Source organism: Pseudomonas sp. B21-010 (assembly GCF_024749325.1).
GTDB classification, from domain to species: Bacteria; Pseudomonadota; Gammaproteobacteria; order Pseudomonadales; family Pseudomonadaceae; genus Aquipseudomonas; species Aquipseudomonas kilonensis.
The window spans coordinates 1,593,148-1,615,958 of sequence record NZ_CP087198.1 but is presented as its reverse complement, the minus strand read 5'-3'; the positions used below and the strand labels follow the sequence as shown (position 1 = coordinate 1,615,958).

General features: G+C 60.4%; 25 protein-coding genes, 1 tRNA gene and 1 pseudogene. 9 read left to right on the top strand and 18 right to left on the bottom strand.

Annotated elements, in window-relative coordinates:
- Positions 1–32 precede the first annotated feature (32 nt).
- Together LOY50_RS07170 and LOY50_RS07165 are read right to left on the bottom strand one after the other, a co-directional pair.
- On the bottom strand, positions 33–743 hold the full coding sequence (locus tag LOY50_RS07170) for a bifunctional 2-polyprenyl-6-hydroxyphenol methylase/3-demethylubiquinol 3-O-methyltransferase UbiG (protein WP_253472250.1): 711 nt from the start codon (positions 741–743) through the stop codon (positions 33–35).
- 2 nt (positions 744–745) lie between these two features.
- Entirely contained in the window at positions 746–1,714 is a 969-nt protein-coding gene (locus LOY50_RS07165) for a glycosyltransferase family 2 protein (protein ID WP_214512077.1), read from the bottom strand.
- Between the two features lie 302 nt (positions 1,715–2,016).
- Between LOY50_RS07165 and LOY50_RS07160 the strand changes: the two genes are divergently transcribed.
- The 3 genes from LOY50_RS07160 to LOY50_RS07150 all read left to right on the top strand — a co-directional run bounded on the left by LOY50_RS07160 (position 2,017) and on the right by LOY50_RS07150 (position 3,695).
- Entirely contained in the window at positions 2,017–2,208 is a 192-nt protein-coding gene (locus LOY50_RS07160) for a DUF1508 domain-containing protein (protein ID WP_014337049.1), read from the top strand.
- Positions 2,209–2,417: 209 nt separating this feature from the next.
- On the top strand, positions 2,418–3,224 hold the full coding sequence (locus LOY50_RS07155; protein WP_014337048.1) for an AraC family transcriptional regulator: 807 nt from the start codon (positions 2,418–2,420) through the stop codon (positions 3,222–3,224).
- Positions 3,225–3,326: 102 nt separating this feature from the next.
- Positions 3,327–3,695 carry a cupin domain-containing protein gene (locus LOY50_RS07150; protein WP_258690544.1) on the top strand — a complete coding sequence of 123 codons (369 nt, stop codon included), beginning with the start codon at positions 3,327–3,329 and terminating at the stop codon, positions 3,693–3,695.
- An 11-nt stretch (positions 3,696–3,706) separates the two neighbouring features.
- On the opposite strand, the gene LOY50_RS07145 is transcribed toward LOY50_RS07150, so the two are convergent.
- From LOY50_RS07145 to LOY50_RS29060, 3 genes and pseudogenes are all read right to left on the bottom strand, one after another.
- Complete coding sequence (locus LOY50_RS07145) at positions 3,707–4,453, bottom strand: phytanoyl-CoA dioxygenase family protein (RefSeq protein ID WP_258690543.1); 747 nt, start codon at positions 4,451–4,453, stop codon at positions 3,707–3,709.
- A 13-nt stretch (positions 4,454–4,466) separates the two neighbouring features.
- Positions 4,467–5,246, bottom strand: coding sequence for a methyl-accepting chemotaxis protein (locus tag LOY50_RS29065; protein ID WP_408980859.1), 780 nt, complete (start codon positions 5,244–5,246; stop codon positions 4,467–4,469).
- Positions 5,247–5,324: 78 nt separating this feature from the next.
- Positions 5,325–6,101: pseudogene (locus LOY50_RS29060) on the bottom strand (MCP four helix bundle domain-containing protein); the annotation flags it as partial.
- Positions 6,102–6,444: 343 nt separating this feature from the next.
- On the opposite strand from LOY50_RS29060, the gene LOY50_RS07135 reads away from it, so the two are divergent.
- On the top strand, positions 6,445–6,711 hold the full coding sequence (locus tag LOY50_RS07135; protein ID WP_041475780.1) for a hypothetical protein: 267 nt from the start codon (positions 6,445–6,447) through the stop codon (positions 6,709–6,711).
- A 207-nt stretch (positions 6,712–6,918) separates the two neighbouring features.
- Here LOY50_RS07135 and LOY50_RS07130 read toward each other — a convergent pair.
- From LOY50_RS07130 to dapA, 5 genes are all read right to left on the bottom strand, one after another.
- Positions 6,919–7,008, bottom strand: a tRNA-Ser gene (locus LOY50_RS07130).
- Positions 7,009–7,091: 83 nt separating this feature from the next.
- Complete coding sequence (gene purC, locus LOY50_RS07125) at positions 7,092–7,805, bottom strand: phosphoribosylaminoimidazolesuccinocarboxamide synthase (protein WP_024616118.1); 714 nt, start codon at positions 7,803–7,805, stop codon at positions 7,092–7,094.
- Between the two features lie 27 nt (positions 7,806–7,832).
- Positions 7,833–8,591 (bottom strand): MBL fold metallo-hydrolase, encoded by a 759-nt coding sequence (locus tag LOY50_RS07120; RefSeq protein WP_214512083.1) that lies wholly within the window; start codon positions 8,589–8,591, stop codon positions 7,833–7,835.
- A gap of 4 nt (positions 8,592–8,595) precedes the next feature.
- The gene (bamC, locus tag LOY50_RS07115) at positions 8,596–9,711 is read right to left on the bottom strand and encodes an outer membrane protein assembly factor BamC (RefSeq protein WP_253472240.1); all 1,116 of its coding nucleotides are present in this window, start codon (positions 9,709–9,711) and stop codon (positions 8,596–8,598) included.
- Positions 9,712–9,728: 17 nt separating this feature from the next.
- On the bottom strand, positions 9,729–10,607 hold the full coding sequence (gene dapA / locus LOY50_RS07110) for a 4-hydroxy-tetrahydrodipicolinate synthase (protein WP_253472239.1): 879 nt from the start codon (positions 10,605–10,607) through the stop codon (positions 9,729–9,731).
- Positions 10,608–10,922: 315 nt separating this feature from the next.
- On the opposite strand from dapA, the gene LOY50_RS07105 reads away from it, so the two are divergent.
- Together LOY50_RS07105 and LOY50_RS07100 are read left to right on the top strand one after the other, a co-directional pair.
- Complete coding sequence (locus tag LOY50_RS07105; RefSeq protein ID WP_214512086.1) at positions 10,923–11,483, top strand: glycine cleavage system protein R; 561 nt, start codon at positions 10,923–10,925, stop codon at positions 11,481–11,483.
- A 10-nt stretch (positions 11,484–11,493) separates the two neighbouring features.
- Positions 11,494–11,967, top strand: coding sequence for a peroxiredoxin (locus LOY50_RS07100; RefSeq protein WP_024616115.1), 474 nt, complete (start codon positions 11,494–11,496; stop codon positions 11,965–11,967).
- A 130-nt stretch (positions 11,968–12,097) separates the two neighbouring features.
- Here LOY50_RS07100 and LOY50_RS07095 read toward each other — a convergent pair whose 3' ends face one another.
- Complete coding sequence (locus LOY50_RS07095) at positions 12,098–13,168, bottom strand: AI-2E family transporter (RefSeq protein ID WP_014337033.1); 1,071 nt, start codon at positions 13,166–13,168, stop codon at positions 12,098–12,100.
- A 29-nt stretch (positions 13,169–13,197) separates the two neighbouring features.
- Positions 13,198–13,437 carry a sulfurtransferase TusA family protein gene (locus LOY50_RS07090; protein ID WP_014337032.1) on the bottom strand — a complete coding sequence of 80 codons (240 nt, stop codon included), beginning with the start codon at positions 13,435–13,437 and terminating at the stop codon, positions 13,198–13,200.
- A gap of 98 nt (positions 13,438–13,535) precedes the next feature.
- Here LOY50_RS07090 and LOY50_RS07085 point away from each other — a divergent pair, with 98 nt between their 5' ends.
- Complete coding sequence (locus tag LOY50_RS07085; RefSeq protein WP_258690541.1) at positions 13,536–14,969, top strand: M48 family metalloprotease; 1,434 nt, start codon at positions 13,536–13,538, stop codon at positions 14,967–14,969.
- Positions 14,970–15,031: 62 nt separating this feature from the next.
- Here the strand turns inward: LOY50_RS07085 and LOY50_RS07080 are convergent, their stop codons facing one another.
- From LOY50_RS07080 to rpoE, 4 genes are all read right to left on the bottom strand, one after another.
- Positions 15,032–16,462, bottom strand: coding sequence for a DegQ family serine endoprotease (locus LOY50_RS07080; protein WP_072347114.1), 1,431 nt, complete (start codon positions 16,460–16,462; stop codon positions 15,032–15,034).
- A gap of 234 nt (positions 16,463–16,696) precedes the next feature.
- On the bottom strand, positions 16,697–17,644 hold the full coding sequence (locus LOY50_RS07075) for a MucB/RseB C-terminal domain-containing protein (RefSeq protein ID WP_253472234.1): 948 nt from the start codon (positions 17,642–17,644) through the stop codon (positions 16,697–16,699).
- A gap of 12 nt (positions 17,645–17,656) precedes the next feature.
- Positions 17,657–18,244, bottom strand: coding sequence for a sigma-E factor negative regulatory protein (locus LOY50_RS07070; RefSeq protein WP_258690540.1), 588 nt, complete (start codon positions 18,242–18,244; stop codon positions 17,657–17,659).
- 31 nt (positions 18,245–18,275) lie between these two features.
- A complete protein-coding gene (gene rpoE, locus LOY50_RS07065) occupies positions 18,276–18,857 on the bottom strand; it encodes an RNA polymerase sigma factor RpoE (RefSeq protein WP_003172477.1) in 582 nt (193 codons plus the stop codon).
- Between the two features lie 559 nt (positions 18,858–19,416).
- Here rpoE and nadB point away from each other — a divergent pair.
- A complete protein-coding gene (gene nadB / locus LOY50_RS07060) occupies positions 19,417–21,033 on the top strand; it encodes an L-aspartate oxidase (RefSeq protein WP_253472232.1) in 1,617 nt (538 codons plus the stop codon).
- Here the strand turns inward: nadB and LOY50_RS07055 are convergent.
- The gene (locus tag LOY50_RS07055; protein WP_258690539.1) at positions 21,002–21,454 is read right to left on the bottom strand and encodes a protein YgfX; all 453 of its coding nucleotides are present in this window, start codon (positions 21,452–21,454) and stop codon (positions 21,002–21,004) included. The genes nadB and LOY50_RS07055 overlap by 32 nt on opposite strands.
- On the bottom strand, positions 21,438–21,692 hold the full coding sequence (locus LOY50_RS07050; protein WP_003184348.1) for a succinate dehydrogenase assembly factor 2: 255 nt from the start codon (positions 21,690–21,692) through the stop codon (positions 21,438–21,440). The genes LOY50_RS07055 and LOY50_RS07050 overlap by 17 nt, the downstream gene beginning before the upstream one ends.
- Before the next feature lie 149 nt (positions 21,693–21,841).
- On the opposite strand from LOY50_RS07050, the gene LOY50_RS07045 reads away from it, so the two are divergent.
- Positions 21,842–22,783 (top strand): folate-binding protein YgfZ, encoded by a 942-nt coding sequence (locus LOY50_RS07045; RefSeq protein WP_258690538.1) that lies wholly within the window; start codon positions 21,842–21,844, stop codon positions 22,781–22,783.
- Positions 22,784–22,811 lie beyond the last annotated feature (28 nt).

Sequence of the window (22,811 nt, the reverse complement as noted above, 5' to 3'; positions counted from 1 at the left end):
GGCACGTCGCAGCAACGGCGAGTGCGTCCAGGTCACGGCTTCTGCGCCAGGCAGAACACCGTCAGGCCGGCCATACGATTGGCGCCCATGAACGGACGCTCCAGGCTGCACAGTGACCTCAACACGCCATTGACCAGCGGATGATGCCGCGCAAGCTGCGACTTGGCCGGGGCTCCGGACGCCTTGCGCTGCAACAGGCGCAGACCGGCGGCAATGGGAAATACCAGGCCGAAGTAATACGCACCTTGCTGGACCTGCAGACCGGCCTGCGCCACGACACTTTCCAGCTGCTTGAGGGTGTAGCGGCGCTTGTGCTCGAGAAAATCATCATGCCCGCTCCAGAGAAACTGGAACGCCGGCACGGTGATCAGGAAACGGCTGCCGGACGGCACTTTGTCGACGTAGGCCTTGAGCAGCCCCACGTCATCGTCCACATGCTCCAGCACGTCCATCAGCAATACCAGGTCAGCGTCCAGCGTGTCGATGGCACGACGGTAGCGGACCGGTTTACCGGCGGTGCTGGCGTCGGAGTCGGCCGGGTAACTGATGTCCACGCACCAGGCCTGGGCCGTTGCGGTATGGGTCAGCAGGTGATGGGAAAAAAAGCCCGACCCGGCGCCCACGTCCAGCAGTGTACTGGCCGAGGTGCCCTTGAGCATGTGCAGCATGGCGCGCGCCTTCGAGCGGTAGTACCAATGCTGCCCGATCTCGGGGCCCAGGATGTCGGTTTCCTTGAGGTCCATGGTCAGTCCTTGGCGTCATAGATGCGCCGCACCAGGAAAACCGGTCGACGCTTGGATTCGATGTAGGTGCGGCCCAGGTACTCACCCAGCACGCCGATGCCGATCAGTTGCAACCCGCCCAGGAACGTGACCGCCACCATCAGCGAGGCATAGCCCGGCAGGTCAACCCCGGAAATCAGGGTCCGAAGCACGATGAAGATGGCGAACGCAAAGGACACCAGCGACACGCAAAGCCCCAGGTACGTCCAGATACGCAGCGGTTCGGTGCTGAAGCTGGTGATGCCTTCAAGGGCAAAATTCCACAGGCGCCAGCCGTTGAATTTGCTTTCACCGGCGGCCCGCTCAGGCCTGACGTAATCCACGTAGGTGGTGCGGAATCCTACCCAGGCAAACAGCCCTTTCATGAAGCGCCGCGATTCAGGCAGGGTTTGCAGGGCATCGACCACACAGCGATCCATCAAGCGAAAATCGCCAACATTCTCCGGCAGCTTGTGGTCGGCGATTTTATTGTGCAGCCGGTAGAACCCGTTGGCGGAAACCTGCTTGGCCCAGGAGTCGGAGTCGCGGTTGATCCGATGGCCCAGCACCACTTCGGCACCGTTGCGCCAATGGGCAATCATTTCCAGGATCACTTCGGGAGGGTCTTGCAGATCGACATCGATCGGCACCACCGCCTGGCCGCGGGCGGCTTGCAGGCCGGCACTCAACGCCGCTTCCTTGCCGAAGTTGCGACTCAGGTCGACGACTCGGATGCGCGGATCGGTCTTCTGCCGTTCCAGCAGCAGCACCAATGTGTCGTCCACGCTGCCGTCGTTGACGAACACCAGCTCCAGGCTCACCAGCGATTCATGGGCAAAGACCTGGTCGATCCTGGCCATGAACACATCGATGGACTGGACTTCGTTGTAGACCGGAATGACAAGCGAAAGCGCTAGACGACCCTGCAGATCCGTTCCTGGATATTCAGTCACTTGATGGCTCTTTTTCTTATAGTGTTTTCAGTCCCATCGGCTTGCGGCCCTAGGCGTCGAAACGTATTAAGCAGGACCGAGCAGGGCAACGCAAGGATCAAGCCCGAACTTCCAGCCGACCACATGTTCGCAACATGACTTTTTCCATGGAAGTAGTCGAACGCCCGATCCAGGCTCATTTCCGGCAATATTTGATAACCAATGGAAACGAATTTCCCGTAGCCAAAACCAGCCACTTGGCTAGGCTGGCAGCCACATGTCCAACGCATGTCTTGACTGAATGAATCGCAGGGAGCGAACCGATGTATTTTGAAATCTATCGACAGACCCGAGGCACCCCGAGCACTGGAAAAGGCCAATGGCGCTGGCGCTTGAGAGCCGGCAACCACGAAACGATCGCCAGCGGCGAATCCTATGTGAACAAGAGTGACTGCCTTCACGTCATCGGGCTGATCAAGAATGTCCAGGGCGAAACGCCGGTAAAGGAGATCTAACAGCGCCGCGCGGGCCCTGTAGGAGCTGGCGAAGCCTGCGATCTCTTGATCTTGATCTTTCGCCTGAGATTCAAGTGTCAGGGAAAAGATCGCAGCCTCGTTGCACTCGACAGCTCCTACGCAGCTCCTACACCGGTTTAGCTTTTTTTTGCTGTAACGAAAGTTTTCAGGCAGGTAGGGTATGCGGACTAAAGCAGGAGGCTGGTGCAATGACTCGATCAATCCATAATCGCGACTGGCTGGTACGGGCGCCCGAATCGAGGAAAATGGAACGCATCGAGGCCTATTTCAGCGGGCATGGCTACACCACCCATCGCCACGACACCTACGCCATCGGAATCACACTTTCCGGCGTGCAGAGCTTCAACTATCGCCACAGCAAACGCCACAGCCAGCCCGGCGGCACCGTCGTCCTGCACCCGGACGAGGTGCACGATGGCGAAGCCGGGACGAGCGAGGGTTTTCGCTACCGGATGCTCTACATAGAACCGTCGCTGATCCAGCAAGTGCTGGGGGGCAAGCCATTGCCCTTCATCGGAGGAGGATTGTCCAACGACCCTCGCCTCAACATCGCGACCCGTCGACTATTGAACGGCCTGGATCATCCCCTCGACCCGCTGGAGGAAGAGGACGCCATCTACGATATGGCCCAGGCACTCGACATCGCGGCCGGCAGCCGACGTGGGCGGCGGCTGATCGACTACCCGGCGGCGGAGCGTGCCCGCCTGTTCATCCACGATGCCCTCCACCAGGCGATCACACTGGATGACCTGGTGCAGGCCAGCGGCCGGGATCGATGGAGCCTGTCCCGGGATTTCCGGGCACTTTACGGCACCAGCCCCTATCGCTACATCACTCAGCGCCGCTTGAACGAAGCCCGGCGCCTGGTATTGCATGGCATGCCGTTGAGCGAAGCAGCCCTGGCCTGTGGTTTTTTCGATCAGAGCCACATGACCCGACTGCACACCCAGGCCTTCGGTATTTCACCGGCACGCTGGCTGAAAATGCTGCGCTGAAGGCAGAGGCTGCGCACGGCAAAAAGCTGCACGATCATCCAATACGCACCCAGGCTCCGACAGTAAGGTACAGCTCACCACCCACCTGAAGAGCATGCCTCGATGACCCACTACGCCCCCATCAACTTCGCTCAGAAATACGCACTGTTCCACGAACAATGGGCACCGAAAGTCGTGGCCGAAATGAATGACTACCAATTCAAGATCGTCCGGCTCGAAGGCGAATTCATCTGGCACGCCCACGCCGACACCGATGAAACCTTCATCGTGCTGGAGGGCGAGTTGCGTATCGACTTTCTCGACGGTGCGGTGACCATAGGGCCGGGCGAAATGTACGTGGTCAAAAAAGGTGTCGAGCACAAGCCCAGCGCCGCACACGAAGTGAAACTGCTGTTGATCGAGCCTCGCGGCGTCCTCAATACCGGCGAGCAAACCAATGAGCGAACGGCAGTCAATGATGTGTGGATCTGACTGAGCCAGGCTCAATCGTATTCAGCTTCCTGGTGATCGCCCAACAACCGTCGCTGACGAGGTGTCGCGGCGGCCAAGACCACAGGGTTGAACTGCCAATGCAAGTAAGGTGAGAACTTCTGCGCGACCATCCGCCGGCCATAGTGCACTTGGAGCATGTAACGCGTGCGGTCGGCGGTCCGGTTGTCGCTGCCGGCGTGCCATAACTCACTGCGCAGTACCAGCACATCGCCCGCCCGGCATAGCACGGGCTGCGCGGGGCGCCCCTGCCATTGCGTTTCGCCCTTCACTGGCGCCCGACCGGCTTTGTGGCTGCCCGCAATGACCTGGGTCGGGCTCAAGTCGGCGTCGATGTCATCCAGGTAAAACTGCGCGGTAAAAACCTGCATCGGCAGTTCAAAGCCAGGGTCGGCCAACAACCCTGGCGGCAATTGCATCACCAGATAATCCAGGTGCAACGGCGCCCCGGTAAAACCGGGACGGCAGCGCCAGGCCGTTTGGCCGATGACATGGCAATCATCGCCCAGGGCCGCCTCGGCCAGCTCGATCACCCCGGCCACATCCAGGAACGGCAGCCAGAACGGATCGCGATTGAACACACATTTGTAATGATCGATGACGCCGCTGTAGTCCCAATGCAGGGGCTTCAACTGGTCAATGGCATGGCGCAGGTCGGCGATCTGCCGGGCATCCAACACGCCCTGCATCAGGACGAAACCGTCCTGATGCAGGACTCTCAGGCGATCGTCGATGGACACGACCGCATCCGTCTCAAGTGCGGAAGCGGCCGGTCAGTTCTGCCAGGTTTCTCGACAGGCCGGAAAGCTGCTGGCTGGCATGCATGCTCTGGGCAGAATTTGCTGCCGCTTCGTTGGACAAGTCGCGGATGTCGGAGATGTTGCGGGCGATTTCTTCGGTGACACTGCTCTGCTCCTCACAGGCGTTGGCGATCTGCGCGGCCATGTCGTTGATCCGCTGAATCGAGCCACTGGTGCCGCTGAGCACCTGATCGACACCCGCCGCACGTTCGACGCTGTCACGGGCCTTGCTGCTGCCGACCTGCATGGCTTGCACGGCCCTGGCGACACCGCTTTGCAGCCGTTCGATACGCACCTGAATGTCCTTGGTCGAATCCTGGGTACGCGCCGCCAGGGCCCTGACTTCATCGGCCACGACAGCAAAACCGCGGCCTTGCTCGCCCGCCCGTGCCGCCTCGATGGCCGCGTTCAGCGCGAGCAGGTTGGTCTGTTCGGCAATGCCTCGGATGACCTCGAGCACGGCACCGATGCTGGAGGTTTCCTGGGCCAGTGCCTCAATGGTGCCCGAAGCGCTCTCCACTTCCTGGGCCAACTGACGGATCGATTCGATGGTGCTGCTGACGACCGCGGTGCCGTCACGAGACTGACTGCTGGCTTGCTGCGCGGCGTCCGACGCGTTCACGGCATTGTGTGCCACCTCATGCACCGCGGCACTCATCTGGGTCGCCGCGGTACTGACCTGGTCGAGCGCCGCGTGTTCGCTGCTGATCAACTTGTCATTGGTCGCGGCCATATTCGCCATGGCCCGCGCGGCGGCGTCCACCTCCCCGGTCACGCGGCCCACTTCGGCAATCAACGGCTGCAGCTTATCGAGGAAGCGGTTGAACGCGCTGCCAAGCTGGCCCAACTCGTCAGCCGAACGCACCTCAAGACGGCCCTTCAGATCGCCACCGCCCTCGGCTATCTGTTCAACACGGTGCAGCAGTCGACGCATTGGGCGAAGCACGACCATGGGCAAGGCCACAATCAGCAGGATGCAACCCAGCAGACCCACCAACAAGATACCGCCCTGCTGCACCCCAACAGCCTGGCCATGGTCAATCGCCGCTTGCCCCTCGCGCAGCGATGCTTCGTCTTCCAGTTCACCCAGCTTGTCGATGGCATCGCGCATGGTGTCGAACTTACTTTCACCGTCACCAAAACTCAGCGCACTGGCCGCCTGCGGATTGCTCGCGGCCTGCTCGACCACCTGCCGCGAAACCTGCGACCACTGTGCAAAACGGTCATTGAACTGACTGACCAGCGCCAACGCCTCGGCACTCGGCTGCATCGCCGCATATTTCTGCACGCGATCATAAGCTTGCTTCAGATTGTCCCGATGACTGGCACGCAGTGCCTCGGAATGACTGCCCGCATTGCCCCCAAGCAGACTGCGCTCGGCAACAAAGGCCTGGTAGAGATCACGATCGGCGTTGAGCAACAGGCTGATGGCCGGCAGGTAGCGCTTGGTCAATTGCGTGCTCGACTCAGTCACCTGGCTAATGCCACGCATGCCCGACCACCCCATCAGCACCAACAGCAACGCCAGGAACGCAATGGGCAGGGTGATTTTCCAGCGAAAGCCCAGATCGGCAAAAAACCGCGGCATGGGGTGTCACTCCTTTCATGGGGATTAACTGGCCTATCGGCAGCCATGCCTTGAGCTATAGACCATTAGTCCAATTGTTACAAAGCTTTGGGTGTTGGAAATGCCGTGGTTATGCGGGTTATGGAGGGGGTTGGGGCGGGATAAAAAGCTGGGAGAACGCAATTGCAGCGGGGACTTTTCTGACATTTCCCGCCCACATAATTTAGAGAATTTTCTGACTCATCATCTGATTGATGATTTCTCCAGCGAGGCCCTATAGTCCAAATGTCGCTCGTAAGAACGGCTTGGGTTTGGCGACTCAATGACAAATGGTAAGAAAGCCCTCAATCAAGCGGAGTTTGAAATGAATAGATACATGGCTCTTACCAGCAATGCCGATGATCAACCCCTCTTCGTCGACACTTCTGCGCCTTTGCACATCCTGCTCGACACGGCGGGCTATAGAATTCGCGCGGTCACCCAGCTTTTAGAGAACCTCGCCATGCGAGGGGACATTCCGAGTGATTCAGTGGTCCTCCAGGACTTTGCACAGCTGTGCTGCATCTCCTTGAGGGATGGCTGCGACGTGCTCGACGTCATAGCCCGACGCTTGGATGCGGAACCTGCCTAGGGATAATACTTGTCAGCTAGAGATAAAGTCTGTGGGAGCAAAGCTTGCTCGCGATAGCGGTAGAGTCGCCAATATCGTTGTCGGCTGGCTTACCTCAATCGCGAGCAAGCTTTGCTCCCACAGGATTTACGCCAGACTGACAGATGACGAAAACGAAAAAGCCCCTGAAATGTTCAACCATTTCAGGGGCTTAGTCATACACAATAATGGCGGAGAGATAGGGATTTGAACCCTAGGTACTGTCGCCAGTACAACGGATTTCGAATCCGTCCCGTTCGGCCACTCCGGCATCTCTCCAGTGGCGCGCATCATACCAGCACATTCGCCGGAAGCGAACCCCCGAGCGAAATTTTTTCCGTGCTATCAGATGCTTGCGTCGATTACAGCGGCACACCCAGACGCTGGGCGACTTCTTCGTAGGCTTCGATGACGTCACCGAGGCCCTGGCGGAAGCGGTCCTTGTCCATCTTCTTCTTGGTGTCCTTGTCCCAGAGGCGGCAGCCGTCCGGGCTGAATTCGTCGCCCAGGACGATGGAGCCGTCGCTGAACACACCGAATTCAAGCTTGAAGTCCACCAGCAGCAGGCCGGCGTCGTCGAACAGCTTGGTCAGTACTTCGTTGACCTTGAGGGACAACTCCTTCATGCGGACCAGTTGCTCGGCGGTGCCCCAACCGAATGCCACGACGTGGGATTCGTTGATGAACGGGTCGCCCTTGGCGTCGTCCTTCAGGAACAGCTCGAAGGTGTAAGGGTTGAGCTTCAAGCCCTCTTCCACACCCAGGCGCTTGACCAGGCTGCCGGCGGCGTAGTTACGCACGACGCATTCGACCGGGATCATGTCCAGCTTCTTGACCAGGCATTCGTTGTCGCCCAGCAGCTTGTCGAACTGGGTCGGCACGCCGGCGGCTTCGAGCTTCTGCATAATGAAGGCGTTGAACTTATTGTTCACCATGCCCTTGCGGTCCAGCTGTTCGATACGCTTGCCGTCGAACGCCGAAGTGTCGTTGCGAAACAGCAGGATCAAGCGGTCAGCGTCGTCGGTCTTGTAAACCGACTTGGCTTTGCCGCGGTAGAGTTCTTCACGTTTTTCCATGATGGGCTCCGCTTGCTAAGTAGTGGGCTAGGCGATATGTCGCCAGTCGAGCCCTGAATCTTGATCGGCCAGTTGCAGCCAGTCCGGGTCGCACCCGAGGGTGTCGACAAAACATTGCCGGGCCAGCTGCGGCAGGTTGTTCTTGCTGCTCAGATGGGCCAGGACCAGGTGTTGCAGGCCTTGCCAGCCCAACTCGGCCACCAGGAACGCTGCCTGGTGGTTGTTCAAATGCCCGTATTCCCCGCCTACCCGCTGCTTGAGGAAGTACGGGTAGTAACCACGCGCCAACATGTCGCGGCAGTGGTTGGACTCGATCATCAACGCATCGAGGTCCCGGTAACTGTCCATCACCCTGTCGCAATACGACCCCAGGTCGGTCAGCAGCCCAAAGCGCCGCTCGCCGTCGCTGAACACATATTGCGTCGGTTCCCGGGCATCGTGCGCCACGCTGACCACGCTGATATCCAGGCAACCGATGCGCAGTTGCTCGCCACCGGCCACGAACCCGGCCGGCTCGATGGGTTTGCGCAGGCCTTCCAGTGTCCCACGGCTCAGGTACACCGGCAGATTGTAGCGCCGAGACAGCAAACCCACGCCATGCACGTGGTCGGCATGTTCGTGGGTCACGAGTATCGCGCTCAGTTGCGCCGGGTGCACACCCAGGCGCAACAGGCGCTTCTCGGTTTCCCGCAGGGAGAAACCACAATCGACCAACACATACGTGCCGGCGCTGGCTACCAGCGTGCCGTTCCCTTGGCTACCGCTGCCGAGAACGGCAAAACGCATCGGATCAGCCCAGGTTGTCCTGAATCACGCCCAACACCTTGCGGGCCACATCGGCCGGCGCCACGGTGTTGATGTTCTTCTCGACGGTGACCTGGACGTTGTCGCCGACCTTGCTCAGGCGAACCTGATAACGCTCGGCGCGGGCTTCGATTTCTTCCTTGTCCGGCTTGCTGCCGAACAGGCCACTGAAGAAGCCAGGCTTATCGTCTTTCTTCTCGGCCTTTTCAGCGAGGTTGATGTAGTACAGGCCCAGGCTGCGGTTGATGTCTTCAACGCGCCATTCGCCCTGCTCCAGCGCACGGCCAACGCTCGACCAGGCACGGTCCAGGTCGGAGCCGACGTTGAGCACCGGGTTGCCGCTGCCGTCTTCGCTCAGGCTGACGCGGCTCGGCGCATCGAACTCCTTGGAGGCCAGCATCGAGACCGAACCGCCCTGCTCCGCGTTACGGCTCATGCTGGCGAGCATGTCGTCCACCAGCGCAGCGTCGAGGCCGGTATTGACCGAACGGTTGCTGAAGGCCACGTCGGCGGTGCTGCCAGCAGGTCGCTCGGCGCTGACCACATAGACTTCACTGGTGTTGCGCTGCACGCCCGGCTCGATACGCACCCGCACGCGGGTTTCGCTGTCGGCAGCAACGCCGGCGGCGCTCATGCGCTTGGCCATGGCGGCGGACAGTTCATCGGAGCGCTGCCAGGTGGTGGTGAATTCGCCAGTTTGTGGGCGCTGTTCGTCCAGGCGGAAACCGTTGTCCTGGAAGAACTGGATCGCCACCGGCCAGACTTCGGCCGGTGGATGCTGGCCCATGACCCAGCTGGAGTCGCCGCTCTTCTGCAGGGTGTAGTCGCTGGCATCGGCCACGGCCGACAGCGGCTGTGGACGTGGGACGATGTATTCGCCCTTGACGCTGTCGTCGGCTACGTTGCGCGGGATCGGCAGCAGCGGATCGAGGCGCTTGGCAACGCTGACGTCTTGCGGCAGTTGCATCGGTGCAGTCTGTTGCGCCTGCAGGTAATCGCTACCACGGTCGCGGAAGTAACCTTCCGGCCCCCAGATCCATCCGCAGCCGCTGGTGCTGGAGATAATCAAGGCAAGTGCGGAAAGTCCGGCCATTCGCTTCATGCGTTGTACTTCCTCAATTAAACCAGGACGCCGGACTGGCGCATGGCCTGCCGCAGCGGTTCGTGACAGGGGGTGCTCAGCCAGGTCAGTGGCAGGCGGATGCCTTCGTGCATCAGGCCCATTTCAACCAAGGCCCACTTCACCGGAATCGGGTTGGCCTCGAGGAACAGGTCCTTGTGCAATGGCATCAGTTTTTCGTTGATGGCCCGTGCGGTCTCGGCGTCGCCCTTGAGCGCGGCCTCGCACAGGTCGGCCATTTCGCGTGGGGCAACGTTGGCAGTGACGGAGATGTTGCCCTTGCCGCCCAGCAGGATCAGCTCGACCGCGGTCGGATCATCGCCAGACAGCACGATGAAGTCCTTGCTCACGCCATCGAGGATGGCCTTGGCGCGCTTCATGTCGCCGGTGGCTTCCTTGATGCCGATGATGTTCGGCACGGTGGACAGGCGGATCACGGTCTCGGCCTGCATGTCGCAGGAGGTGCGGCCGGGAACGTTATAGAGGATCTGCGGGATGTCGACGGCTTCGGCAATGTGCTTGAAGTGCTGGTACAAGCCTTCCTGGGTCGGCTTGTTGTAGTACGGAACGACCAGCAGGCAAGCGTCGGCACCGGCTTCCTTGGCGTTGCGGGTCAGCTCGACGGCCTCGCGGGTCGAGTTGGCGCCGGTGCCGGCGATGACGGGAATGCGCCCGTTGACCTGCTTGACCACGGCACGGATGACTTCGATGTGCTCATTGACGTCGAGGGTTGCCGACTCGCCGGTGGTACCGACAGCGACAATGGCATGGGTGCCGTTCTCAAGGTGGAAGTCCACGAGTTTGCTGAGGCTGGCCCAGTCAAGATGCCCTTGTGCATCCATGGGTGTGACCAGTGCCACCATACTGCCCGCAATCATGAAACCGCTCCTGCCGGAAAAAGAGAGCGGTAATGGTACTGGCGCCAAGATGCTTGTACAAGCGAACTACCATTCCCCTTGGCGATGGTTTTCGCTACCCTTCAGGCTTTGATCGGTACCGACAAGCTCATACGCCGGTTTCCAGCCTCCGTTTTCGTCGCCGCAAGCCCCGATCCCGGGTTTGTCCTGGTGCGTTCCTGCTGTCATGGAATGCAGCGCAACCCCGGGCACAAGGCTTGAGCCGTTCGTTTCTCAGGGCCTGGCGCTGTATCGAGCGGCAACAGTACCGACCGCTCATCGCTTTAGGAATGCTGCATGTCCACCCCCACAGTCCGCGAACAATTCCTTGTTATCAGTGCCCTTGGCGCCAACCCCATGGAGCTGACTAACGTCCTGTGCCGCGCCAGCCATGAAAATCGCTGCGCCGTCGTGACCTCACGCCTGACCCGTCATGGCGAATGCAGTGCACTCGTGCTCGAGATCTCCGGCAGCTGGGACGCCCTGGCTCGCCTGGAAGGCAGCCTGCCGGCGCTGGCCAAGAAGCATGCCTTCACCGTCAACGTGGTGCGTAGCGCCGCGCTGGAGAACCGTCCCCAGGCCCTGCCCTACGTGGCTTATGTGAGCTCAGCCTATCGTCCGGACATCATCAACGAGCTGTGCCAGTTCTTCATGGACCATCACGTCGAGCTGGAAAACCTGACCTGCGACACCTACCAGGCCCCGCAGACCGGCGGCACCATGCTCAATGCCACGTTCACCGTGACCCTGCCGGCCGGCACCCAGATCAGCTGGCTGCGCGATCAGTTCCTGGACTTCGCCGATGCGATGAACCTGGATGCCCTGATCGAACCGTGGCGCCCACAAAACCCAATGTAAGGAAGCGTTCATGGCCGTTGCAGTCGACCAGCCGGTTACCGATTTCCAGGCACCCGCCACCAGCGGGCAGACCATCAGCCTCGCCGCCCTCAAGGGTAAACAGGTGGTGATCTACTTCTACCCCAAGGACAGCACCCCGGGCTGCACCACCGAAGGCCAGGGTTTTCGGGACCAGTATGCGCAGTTCCAGGCCGCCAACACCGAAGTGTTCGGCGTCTCCCGGGACAGCCTCAAGTCCCACGAGAACTTCAAGTGCAAGCAGGAATTCCCGTTCGAGCTGATCAGCGACAAGGACGAGGCCGTCTGCCAGCTGTTCGACGTGATCAAGCTGAAAAAGCTCTATGGCAAGGAGTACCTGGGCGTTGATCGCAGCACATTCCTGATCGACAAGAACGGCGTGCTGCGCCAGGAATGGCGTGGCGTGAAGGTGCCGGGGCATGTGGATGCGGTTTTGGCGGCGGCTCAGGCCCTCAACAAGGGCTGAAATTTTCGCTGCCTGTACTGGCGCTATCGCGAGCGAGCTCGCTCCCACACTGGATTGGTGGTGTTAATCAAATCCCTGTGGGAGCGAGCTTGCTCGCGATGGGGCCAAAAGCCTCACCCCATTACCCAAGCTACAACAACGGCGCCACCACCGGCTCCTTGCTCGGCCACGCATCCAGCACCGCCTTGAACAGCGTCGCCAGGGGAATCGCAAAGAACACCCCCCAGAACCCCCACAGCCCGCCAAACAGCAGCACCGCGCAGATGATCGCCACCGGATGCAGGTTCACCGCCTCGGAAAACAGCAGCGGGACCAGCACGTTGCCGTCCAGCGTCTGGATGATCCCGTAGACCGCCATCAGGTAGATGAACTGATCGCTCCAGCCCCACTGGAACAGCGCAATCAAGGCCACCGGCACGGTCACCACCACGGTGCCGACATAAGGCACTACCACCGAGATGCCCACCAGCAGCGCCAGCAAGGCGGCATAATTGAGCCCCAGGGCGACGAAGCCGATGTAGGTCACGCCACCGCAGATGAAAATCTCGATGACTTTGCCGCGAATGTAGTTGGCGATCTGCCGGTTCATCTCCTGGGCCACCCGGGTAATCAGCGCTCGCTCACGCGGCAGGTAGCCTCGGACCCAACGACCGATCATTTCCCGGTCCTTGAGGAAGAAAAACACCAGGATCGGCACCAACACCAGGTAGATCATGATGTTGACCAAAAGCGGCAGGCTGGACAGCGAAAACGTCAGCGCCCACTGGCCGAACTTGCCAATCTGGCCGCGCACGACTTCAATGGCTTGCAACACCTGCTCGTCGGACACCAGGTGCGGATAACGCTCGGGCAACAGCAACAGCACGGACTGCCATTTGGCAAGCATCCCCGGCAACTCGTTGAAGAGCGTCACCAACTGGTGCCAGAGCAGCGGCACGATCACGATTATGAACACCAACAACAAGCCCATGAACAGGGCGAACACCAAGCCCACCGCCACCGCACCCGGCAACCGCAAGCGCTCCAGGGTCGTGACCAACCCTTGCATCAGGTACGCCAGCACCATCCCCGCCAGCACCGGCGCCAGCATGCCGCCCAGGGTGAGCACGGCGGTAAAGGCCAGGAATAGCAGCACTGCCAGGACCACAGCTTCTTCATCGGAGAAGTAGCGCTGGATCCAGTCGCGTAACACTTTGAACATTAAAAATCCTTAAGAAACGCTGTCGGTTTTCAGGCCTTTTTCAGCCAGTAACGGTAGACGCCGTTATCGTCTTCTTCACGCAGCAGCGTATGACCGGCCAATCGGGCGAAGGTGCGGAAATCACGCTGCGAGCCCGCGTCCGTGGCGATCACCTTGAGCACACTGCCGCTGGCCAGGCGATTGAGTTCCAGCTTGGCCTTGAGCAACGGCAACGGACAGTTCAGGCCGCTGGCGTCCAGTTCGGCATCGTGGGCTACAGCATCAGTCATGGGTTCACTCCGCGGCAGATCGTTGAGCGGCCTAGAATATCTGGTCCCGGGCCCGGTGTCCGGCTACAGTAAGGTCTTTGTCGACTAAGGCTTCGTGCATGACATTTCTGCGCCCCACCCTGCTGACGCTCGCTTGCCTGCTTGCCTCACCGGGCTTCGCCGACGACCTGCCGTCACTTGGCGATGCCAGTTCTGCCATCGTCTCGCCAGAACAGGAGCACCAACTGGGCCGCGCCTGGCTGGCCCTGCTGCGCAGCCAGGTTTCACAGCTCAACGATCCACAGCTCAAGGACTACGTCGAATCCAGCGTCTATAAACTGGTGGAAACCAGCCAGGTCAACGACCGACGCCTGGAGTTCATCCTGATCAACAGCCCGCAGCTCAACGCCTTCGCCGCACCTGGCGGAATCGTCGGGGTCAACGGCGGCCTGTTCCTCAATGCACAGACCGAAGGCGAATACGCCTCGGTCATGGCCCACGAACTGGCGCACTTGTCACAACGCCACTTCGCCCGCGGCGTCGAAGCCCAGCAGCGCATGCAAGTGCCAATGATGGCCGCGCTGCTGGCCGGCATCGTGATTGCCGCCGCCGGTGGCGGTGACGCGGGGATCGCGGCCATCGCCGGGACCCAGGCTGCGGCCATCCAGGAACAACGGCGTTTCTCGCGCCAGAACGAACAGGAAGCGGACCGCATCGGCATCCAGAACCTCGAGAAAGCCGGCTATGATCCACGGTCCATGCCGACCATGTTCGAGCGTCTGATGCGCCAGTACCGGTTCGACGCCAGACCCCCGGAATTCCTGCTGACTCACCCGGTGACCGAATCCCGGATCGCCGACACCCGCAACCGCGCCGAACAGGCCAAGCCGGGCGGTATCGAGGACAGTGTGCGCTATCAACTGATTCGCGCTCGGGTCCAGTTGACCTACGAAGAAACCCCGGGCCTGGCCGCCAAGCGCTTCCGGGCGCAGCTGGATGAGAACCCGAAGAACGACGTGGCACGCTATGGCCTGGCGATCGCGCAGATCAAGGGGGGCCAGTTGAATGAAGCCCGGGAGAACCTCCAGCCGTTGCTGGCCAAATCGCCCAACGAGATCATCTACAACCTCGCCCAGGTGGACCTGGACATCACCAACAACAAACTGGCCGACGCTCAATCGCGCGTCGAGCGGATGCTGGGCCAATACCCAGGCAACTATCCACTCAACCAGGTACGCGTCGACCTGCTGCTCAAGCAGAACCGCCCCGCCGATGCCGAGAAGGCCCTGGAATCCTTGCTCAAGACCCGCCCGGACGATCCGGACGTCTGGTACATGGTGGCCGAGACCCGCGGGCTGTCGGGCAACATCATCGGCCTGCATCAGGCTCGTGCCGAGTACTTCGCACTGGTAGGCGACTACCGTCAGGCCATTCAGCAGTTGGACTTCGCCAAACGGCGCGCCGGCACCAATTTTCCCCTGTCGTCACGCATCGATGCCCGACAGCGGGAACTCATGGAGCAGGAACGCATGGTCAAGGACATGATGGGCTGAGCATTTGCCAGGCAATAAAAAACCGCCTCTCTCGAGGCGGTTTTTTTTGAGCCGCTAACCGGTCATTCGGCCAGCTTGAAGGTGATGAAGCTTGCACGCCCCTGGCGCAGGACCCGCATCGACACCGAACGATTCTTCGGCAACGCCTTGGCGATGTCGGTGAACTCCTTGGCGGAACCGATGGCCTGGTTGTTCAGGTGCGTAATGATGTCGCCCGGCTGAAGGCCGATCAGGGCGGCAGGACCATCCTGCACCTCCTTGATCACCACACCGCCCTGGAGCTCCAGGGTGCGCTTCTGCTCTTCAGTCAGTTCGGCCACCGCCACGCCCAGACGGTTGCTGCTGCGCTCGACGCCAGACTTGGGCAGCGAATCCAACTCCTTGCCTTCTTCAGGAATGGCGCCGACGGTCAATTCGACGTTCTTGCGCTTGCCTTCACGAATCACTTCCAGATTGGCCTTGGCACCGGCCTTGAGGGCACCCACCAAGTGCGGCAGGTCGGCAGACATGACGATCGGCTGACCATTCATGCTCAGGATCACGTCACCCACTTGCAGGCCGCCCTTGGCAGCCGGGCCACCTTCCTGGATCTGCGCCACCAGCGCACCGGCCGGTTTTTCCAGCCCGAACGACTCGGCCAGGTCCTTGTTCACTTCCTGAATGACCACGCCCAACCAGCCACGGCTGACCTTGCCTTCGCTTTTCAGTTGGTTGGACACGTCCATGGCAACGTCGATCGGAATCGCGAAGGACACGCCCATGAAGCCACCCGAACGGGTATAGATCTGGGAGTTGATGCCGACGACTTCACCCGCGAGGTTGAACAGCGGGCCACCGGAGTTACCCGGGTTGATCGGCACGTCGGTCTGGATGAACGGCACGTAGTTTTCGTTCGGCAGGCTGCGACCGATGGCGCTGACAATGCCCTGGGTCACGGTGTGGTCGAAGCCGAACGGCGAACCGATGGCCACGACCCATTGGCCGGCTTTCAGGTCCTGGGATTTGCCCAGCTTGAGCACGGGCAGATCCTTGCCTTCGATTTTCAACAGCGCCACGTCGGAACGTGGATCGGTGCCGATCAGCTTGGCCTTGAGCTCACTGCGATCGGCCAGGCGTACCAGGATTTCGTCGGCATCGGCGATCACATGGTTGTTGGTCAGGATGTAGCCATCAGGCGAAATAATGAAACCCGAACCCAAGGATTGCGCTTCGCGCTGGCGACCACCGCCGGGCGAACGGGGTTGTTGCGGCATGCCGCGCTCGAAGAACTCTCGCAGCATCGGCGGCAAGCCTTCCAGGTCCGGCATTTGCTGGTCCGATACGCGGCGATCCGGCAGTTTCTGGGTCGTGCTGATGTTCACTACGGCGGGCGACGCCTGCTCGACCAATTGCGTAAAGTCGGGCAACTCGACCGCCACGGCAGGAACGGCCTGGCCGAGCACAAGCACGGTGGCAAGGATAGAGAGATAGGTTTTCAAGCGTGGTATCGACATACGGCTCCCGTTACGACGAGCATGGTTAAGCGATATGGAGCAAGGAATACCAGGAAAAGATACGCCGGTATTTTTGTTCCGGAAACAGACAAGGCCAGGGCCGAGCGGCTCTGACCTATAGAAAAAAAGCTGGTTTTTTGCAAATGAAAATACTGACAGGAAGTTTCGGCATTTCGATCAAGCCCTGGCATCATCAGCCTCTCGCACAATCGAACCACCCATGCAGCCAGCAGGCTATTGAGTCGCCGTGACGTCGGAGCGCATGGAAAGCGCAATCCGTTCCGCCGTACCGATAGGAATCTCACCGACCACCGTGACCATCATTTCGCCCTGGGGCGTCGTGAGCCTGCGGGAGACGGCAGCCGTCGGGCCGAGCTGAGTACGGGTATCAGTGGCGTTGGCACCGTTCAACGGTTCCAGGAACACCGAGAAGCGCGCCAGGCCATCGTCGTACATCAAGCTGTTGACCTGGACCTGGGTGTCCGGGTCCTTGCGCACGGCACTGCTGGACAGCTCGAAACCAGGCGGCAGCCAGTCCGAGTGCCAGGCGGCTTTCACCGCGACGACCTTGACGGAATCCTGCGTGACAGCCTTGCATTCGGCGCTGGCTTGCAGATCACCGTCTGTCGGCGCCGCGACATTCAAGCGGGTGAACTGGAAACGTTCGAGCAACTGGCCCTTGTCATTGAGCAACAGGGACTTGAGCGGCAAGCCAGTCTCTTTGTCCAGGTGCAGCTCGAAGCCATAGCGATGCTGGTCCTTGGGCGTCAATGCCACAATGACCGCTTGACGCCCGGCCACGCGCGACTTGCCAATGACGGCCAGGTCGTACCAATTCTTGAGTTTTTGCGGATCGAGCGCACGTGAGGTGCCGTCAGGCGTATTGCCCAGCCCCGCGATCAAGGAGCCACTGACGCATTGAGTATGTCCATCAATGCGCATGACTTCCTGTGCCGAGCCGTCGAGCTGGAGTAACCGCTCGCGGACTTTGCCATCCTGGACGCGATGCCAGATGTTATGGGTAGAAAAACTACCGTTGCGCTCGTAAACGAAAGTGCCCTGGAAGCTCTGCTGCTGCTCGGCTTGACTCAGGCGGTTCAACCAATCCTGAGCCTCATCGGCATGGGCTGGAATCGCACACCAGCCACCAAGCAGAAGCGTGAATAGAGGTATGGCGCGCAATGGTTTTCCTTATTAACGGTTTTCCATGCTGGCTGCACGGGCGTAAGGCAGCGCGCTTTCAGTACCTTTCAGGGCAGCTTGCTGAGCATGCTGACGCAGGTAGTTGGGCAGACGCTGATCACGCCAGCCAGGTTGGCCTTGCAGAACACCATTGACCATCGGGCCTGCGGTTTCCGAGCCTTCGCTGTAACCGGCCAGTACCGCTGGGCCTTTGACCTGTGGAGCGACCAAGCCTGGCTGGTTGGACTGCTGCGCCATCTGCACGCCGGCAATCTCATCCTGGTTGTACAGGCGCACACCGGCCAGTACGGCCACGGTGACCGAAGCGGCTACTGCCAGGCGACCCAGGCTGCGCCATGGTCCGCGGGAGGCTTTTGCCGGTACGGCTTCGTCAGCCAATGCAGCGGAAACGGCCGCAGCGATGTCCAGGCGTGGAAGCAACAAGTCCTTGTGCATCACGGCCCGGGCGATCTGGTAACGAGCCCAGGTCTCACGGGTTTCAACATCGTCGAAGGCATTCAATACCCGACGCAATTCCAGTTCGTCCGCTTCGTTGTCCATAACTGCGGACAGCGATTCCTGCAGGGCTTCACGACTCATGGCGTTCCTCTCTTGGCTGTCGCCGCTGTCTCTAGTTTTCCTGCAACAAAGGTTGCAGGGCTTTATCAATGGCCTCCCGGGCGCGGAAGATCCGGGAGCGCACGGTGCCTACAGGACATTGCATGACGCTCGCAATGTCTTCGTAACTCAGACCGTCGAATTCGCGTAAAGTTAAAGCCGTACGCAAATCTTCGGGCAATTGCTGGATGGTTCGATGGACAGTGCCTTCGATCTCATCCCGCAGCAACGCGCGTTCTGGTGACTCGAGATCCTTGAGGCCATGATCGCCATCATAGAACTCGGCATCCTCAGAACTTACATCGCTATCCGGCGGCCGGCGGCCGCGTGAAACCAGATAGTTTTTCGCCGTGTTGATGGCGATGCGGTAAAGCCACGTGTAAAACGCGCTGTCCCCGCGAAAATTACCAAGTGCGCGGTAGGCCTTGATGAAGGCTTCCTGAGCGACATCCTGCGCTTCATGGGTGTCGTGCACGAAACGCACGATCAACCCGAGAATTTTGTGCTGGTATTTAAGCACTAGCAGATCGAAAGCTCGCTTGTCGCCGCGTTGGACGCGCTCGACCAGCTGCTGATCCTCTTCCTGGGTTAGCATGAACACTCCTCGATAAGCTCGAAGGAGGCTTGCATTACTAATTGACCGGGCTTGCAAACATAGACTCGGGCTTTTCGCAAAAGTTCTCCCCCTTCCAAGCAAGTTTCCGGCGCGCTCTGATCTCGGCACGCACGAAAAACGCAGCAGGAGATTCCCCGGCTGCGCGAATAATCTGTCACCGGGACTGACGGCAGAGACTCCAATCGAAATCTTGCACCAACCCGACGCTGCTCCCTTTTGCAGACAACCGTCTATTGAACGTAGGCGCTCGGCAAAAGTTCCCGCTATTTATAGCGCTGCACACTGAATATCAGGCAACCGTGACGAGATAAACAGCGTTCTGTCCTCGAAACGGCGGCCTTATCGATGTTGTACCCAAACCGGCGATCCGACGAAGCGTGTCGCTTTTCTGTCACGCTGGTTTCACATTGCCATGAATGCCCGGCTATTGTGCCGATCCCCCCCTCTATATACTAGTGGGCTGCGTGGCTGCCTGACCCGTTGAAGCGGTGTCTTGCGCCAACCCCGACCCGGGTCGCCTTGAGCGGAAACCATTCGAATGAGCCAACAGTTTCAACACGATGTTCTGGTAATCGGCAGCGGAGCCGCCGGATTGAGCCTGGCACTGACTTTGCCCGCGCATTTGCGCATTGCAGTCCTGAGCAAGGGCGACCTGGCCAACGGTTCGACCTTCTGGGCCCAGGGCGGTGTCGCAGCCGTACTGGACGATACCGACACCATTGAATCCCATGTCGACGACACCCTCAACGCCGGCGGTGGCCTTTGCAATCCACAGGCGGTGCGTTTCACCGTGGAGCACAGCAGGGAAGCCATCCAGTGGCTGATCGACCAGGGTGTGCCGTTTACCCGTGACGAACAATCGGGCACCGAAGACGGCGGTTTCGAGTTCCACCTGACGCGCGAAGGCGGTCACAGCCATCGGCGCATCATCCATGCGGCCGACGCCACTGGAGCAGCGATCTTCAAGACCCTGCTCGCACAAGCGCGACTGCGGCCGAACATCGAATTGCTGGAACAGCGCGTCGCGGTCGACCTGATCACCGAAAAACGCCTGGGCCTGGACGGCGATCGCTGCCTCGGCGCCTACGTGCTCAATCGCGGCACCGGTGAAGTCGACACCTACGGCGCGCGCTTCGTCATCCTGGCATCCGGCGGCGCAGCAAAAGTCTATCTTTATACCAGCAACCCCGACGGCGCCTGCGGCGATGGCATCGCCATGGCCTGGCGTTCGGGTTGCCGGGTGGCGAACCTGGAGTTCAACCAGTTCCACCCCACCTGTCTCTATCACCCGCTGGCCAAGAGCTTCCTGATCACCGAAGCCCTGCGTGGCGAAGGTGCACACTTGAAGCTGCCCAACGGCGAACGCTTCATGCAGCGCTTCGATCCGCGCGCCGAACTGGCACCGCGCGACATCGTCGCCCGGGCCATCGACCACGAAATGAAGCGCCTGGGTATCGATTGCGTTTACCTGGACATCAGCCACAAGCCCGAAGCGTTCATCAAGAGCCACTTCCCGACGGTGTACGAACGCTGCCTGGAGTTTTCCATCGACATCACCAAGCAGCCGATCCCGGTGGTGCCGGCAGCGCATTACACCTGCGGTGGCGTGATGGTCGACCAACAGGGCCGCACCGACGTGCCTGGCCTGTACGCCATCGGCGAAACCAGCTTCACCGGCCTGCACGGCGCCAACCGCATGGCCAGCAACTCGCTGCTGGAATGCTTTGTCTACGCCCGCTCGGCGGCGGCAGACATCCTGGCGCAATTGCCGCAGATTGCCGTTCCAGCCGCCCTGCCCTCGTGGGACGCCAGCCAGGTCACCGATTCGGACGAAGACGTGATCATCGCGCACAACTGGGACGAACTGCGGCGATTCATGTGGGACTACGTGGGCATCGTGCGCACCAACAAGCGCCTGCAACGGGCACAACATCGGGTGCGCCTGCTGCTGGATGAAATCGACGAGTTCTACAGCAACTATAAAGTCAGTCGCGACCTGATCGAGCTGCGCAACCTGGCCCAGGTGGCCGAACTGATGATTCGCTCGGCCATGGAACGCAAGGAAAGCCGGGGGCTGCATTACACGCTGGACTACCCGAACCTGCTGCCCGAGGCACGGGATACTATCCTGGTGCCGCCCACCTACGCCGACTGAACCTGAGCCGCACCCGCAGGCGCCGATGGATATCCGGCGCCAGCGCGTCGCGCGGCACACACACCGAGCGGACCCGCCGTTCACCCTGCAAGCGAAAACGCAGCACGACGATCATCGGCAACGCCAGGCTATCGGGGCGCAGTTGCACAGCCCGCCACCCATCGGCCCGACTCCAGAGTTGCCAGCCAGCGGCATTACGACGCAGCCCGCAGAAAGCCCGGCGATGGGTCAGCACTACATATCGGGGAATCACCCAGGCGCCATGGGCCAGGCACAATACGATGCCAAGCGCTGCGAACCAGGACGGTACGGACAACAGGAACAACGAACCCAGGGCAAACACCTGGGCCAGCAGATAGGCCGCCAGCAGTTGCCCGGAGGCCTGCCAGCGGCATTCGAAGCGCTTACTTGGGTTGGACACGGTCCAGAATCATCCGGACCATGCGCTGCAACTCAGGGTCTTCGGATTCGCTGCGCTCCATGAACCAGCCGAACATGTCCTGATCCTCGCATTCGAGCAGGCGGACATAGCACGCGCGGTCCACTTCATTGAGATGGGGATAAACCTCTTTGACGAATGGCACCAGCAACACGTCCAGTTCAAGCATGCCGCGGCGGCTGTGCCAGTAGAGGCGATTCAGTTCAACATCTTCGACCATGGAGCGCTCCTCAAATAGAGCGCAAGTATACAGGCCCCGCCGCAGTGGAACAGACAGCTTTGGTCGGGCACCACCGATCCTTTGTGAACTACCCATTTCAAGGGCGCCACCTTATGATGTCCACCAGACCTTTTATCCTGCGATGACCCATGGCTGATTCCGCTTTTTTCTGCACCCTGTCCCACGAAGGCGTCCTCGCGGTCCGCGGCGTGGATGCCAGCAAATTCCTGCAAGGCCAATTGACCTGCAACCTCGACTACCTGAGCGACAGCCGGGCCAGCCTCGGCGCCCGCTGCACCCAGAAAGGCCGGATGCAATCGAGCTTCCGCATCCTGCTCGAAGGCGACGGTGTGTTGATGGCCATGGCCGCCGAACTGCTCGAACCGCAACTGGCCGACCTGAAAAAATATGCCGTGTTCTCCAAATCCAAGCTCACCGACGAAAGCGCGGCCTGGGTTCGCTTCGGCCTGGAAAACGCCGACAAGGCGCTGACTGGCCTGGGCCTCGAACTGTCAAGCGACACCGACAGTGTGGCTCGCCATGAAGCCTTGATCGCCATCCGCGTATCTCCCGGTCGCGCCGAATTGTGGGCACCCGCCGAACAGGCACAGACGCTGCGAACCCGCCTGGGCGCAGAATTGGCCGAAGCGGACCTGAACCCCTGGCTGCTGGGCCAGATCCGCGCCGGAATCGGCCAGGTCATGCCGGCCACCCGCGAACTGTTCATCCCGCAGATGCTCAACCTGCAAGCCGTCGGCGGCGTCAGTTTCAAGAAAGGCTGCTACACCGGCCAGGAAATCGTCGCCCGCATGCAATACCTGGGCAAGCTCAAGCGACGCCTGTACCGCTTGCAACTGGACGCCAGCGAACTGCCGGAACCCGGCACGGCGCTGTTCTCCCCCACGCATGGCAGTTCCATCGGCGAAGTGGTGATGGCCGCCCGCGGCGAAGGAAGCATCGAACTACTGGCGGTATTGCAGGCCGAAGCAGCAGAAGACGACAATTTGCACCTCGGTACCTTGGAAGGCCCACGCCTTCAACAGTTGGACCTGCCTTACGAACTGGATCGCGACCGCGAAATCCAGCGCTGATCGCAGCATTTGCCGCAATACCCTAGAG

Excerpts from the sequence above, each read along its gene's own strand:
- LOY50_RS07085 (WP_258690541.1), top strand. The coding sequence starts at position 13,536 with ATGACATTTCTGCGCCCCACCCTGCTGACGCTCGCTTGCCTGCTTGCC.
- LOY50_RS29065 (WP_408980859.1), bottom strand. The coding sequence starts at position 5,246 with ATGGCCGCGACCAATGACAAGTTGATCAGCAGCGAACACGCGGCGCTC.
- LOY50_RS07050 (WP_003184348.1), bottom strand. The coding sequence starts at position 21,692 with ATGGTCGAAGATGTTGAACTGAATCGCCTCTACTGGCACAGCCGCCGC.
- LOY50_RS07090 (WP_014337032.1), bottom strand. The coding sequence starts at position 13,437 with ATGACTGATGCTGTAGCCCACGATGCCGAACTGGACGCCAGCGGCCTG.
- LOY50_RS07120 (WP_214512083.1), bottom strand. The coding sequence starts at position 8,591 with ATGCGTTTTGCCGTTCTCGGCAGCGGTAGCCAAGGGAACGGCACGCTG.
- rpoE (WP_003172477.1), bottom strand. The coding sequence starts at position 18,857 with ATGCTAACCCAGGAAGAGGATCAGCAGCTGGTCGAGCGCGTCCAACGC.
- nadB (WP_253472232.1), top strand. The coding sequence starts at position 19,417 with ATGAGCCAACAGTTTCAACACGATGTTCTGGTAATCGGCAGCGGAGCC.
- LOY50_RS07070 (WP_258690540.1), bottom strand. The coding sequence starts at position 18,244 with ATGAGTCGTGAAGCCCTGCAGGAATCGCTGTCCGCAGTTATGGACAAC.
- LOY50_RS07170 (WP_253472250.1), bottom strand. The coding sequence starts at position 743 with ATGGACCTCAAGGAAACCGACATCCTGGGCCCCGAGATCGGGCAGCAT.
- LOY50_RS07100 (WP_024616115.1), top strand. The coding sequence starts at position 11,494 with ATGGCCGTTGCAGTCGACCAGCCGGTTACCGATTTCCAGGCACCCGCC.
- LOY50_RS07045 (WP_258690538.1), top strand. The coding sequence starts at position 21,842 with ATGGCTGATTCCGCTTTTTTCTGCACCCTGTCCCACGAAGGCGTCCTC.
- dapA (WP_253472239.1), bottom strand. The coding sequence starts at position 10,607 with ATGATTGCGGGCAGTATGGTGGCACTGGTCACACCCATGGATGCACAA.
- LOY50_RS07150 (WP_258690544.1), top strand. The coding sequence starts at position 3,327 with ATGACCCACTACGCCCCCATCAACTTCGCTCAGAAATACGCACTGTTC.
- LOY50_RS07095 (WP_014337033.1), bottom strand. The coding sequence starts at position 13,168 with ATGTTCAAAGTGTTACGCGACTGGATCCAGCGCTACTTCTCCGATGAA.
- LOY50_RS07135 (WP_041475780.1), top strand. The coding sequence starts at position 6,445 with ATGAATAGATACATGGCTCTTACCAGCAATGCCGATGATCAACCCCTC.
- LOY50_RS07105 (WP_214512086.1), top strand. The coding sequence starts at position 10,923 with ATGTCCACCCCCACAGTCCGCGAACAATTCCTTGTTATCAGTGCCCTT.
- purC (WP_024616118.1), bottom strand. The coding sequence starts at position 7,805 with ATGGAAAAACGTGAAGAACTCTACCGCGGCAAAGCCAAGTCGGTTTAC.
- LOY50_RS07080 (WP_072347114.1), bottom strand. The coding sequence starts at position 16,462 with ATGTCGATACCACGCTTGAAAACCTATCTCTCTATCCTTGCCACCGTG.
- bamC (WP_253472240.1), bottom strand. The coding sequence starts at position 9,711 with ATGAAGCGAATGGCCGGACTTTCCGCACTTGCCTTGATTATCTCCAGC.
- LOY50_RS07160 (WP_014337049.1), top strand. The coding sequence starts at position 2,017 with ATGTATTTTGAAATCTATCGACAGACCCGAGGCACCCCGAGCACTGGA.
- LOY50_RS07155 (WP_014337048.1), top strand. The coding sequence starts at position 2,418 with ATGACTCGATCAATCCATAATCGCGACTGGCTGGTACGGGCGCCCGAA.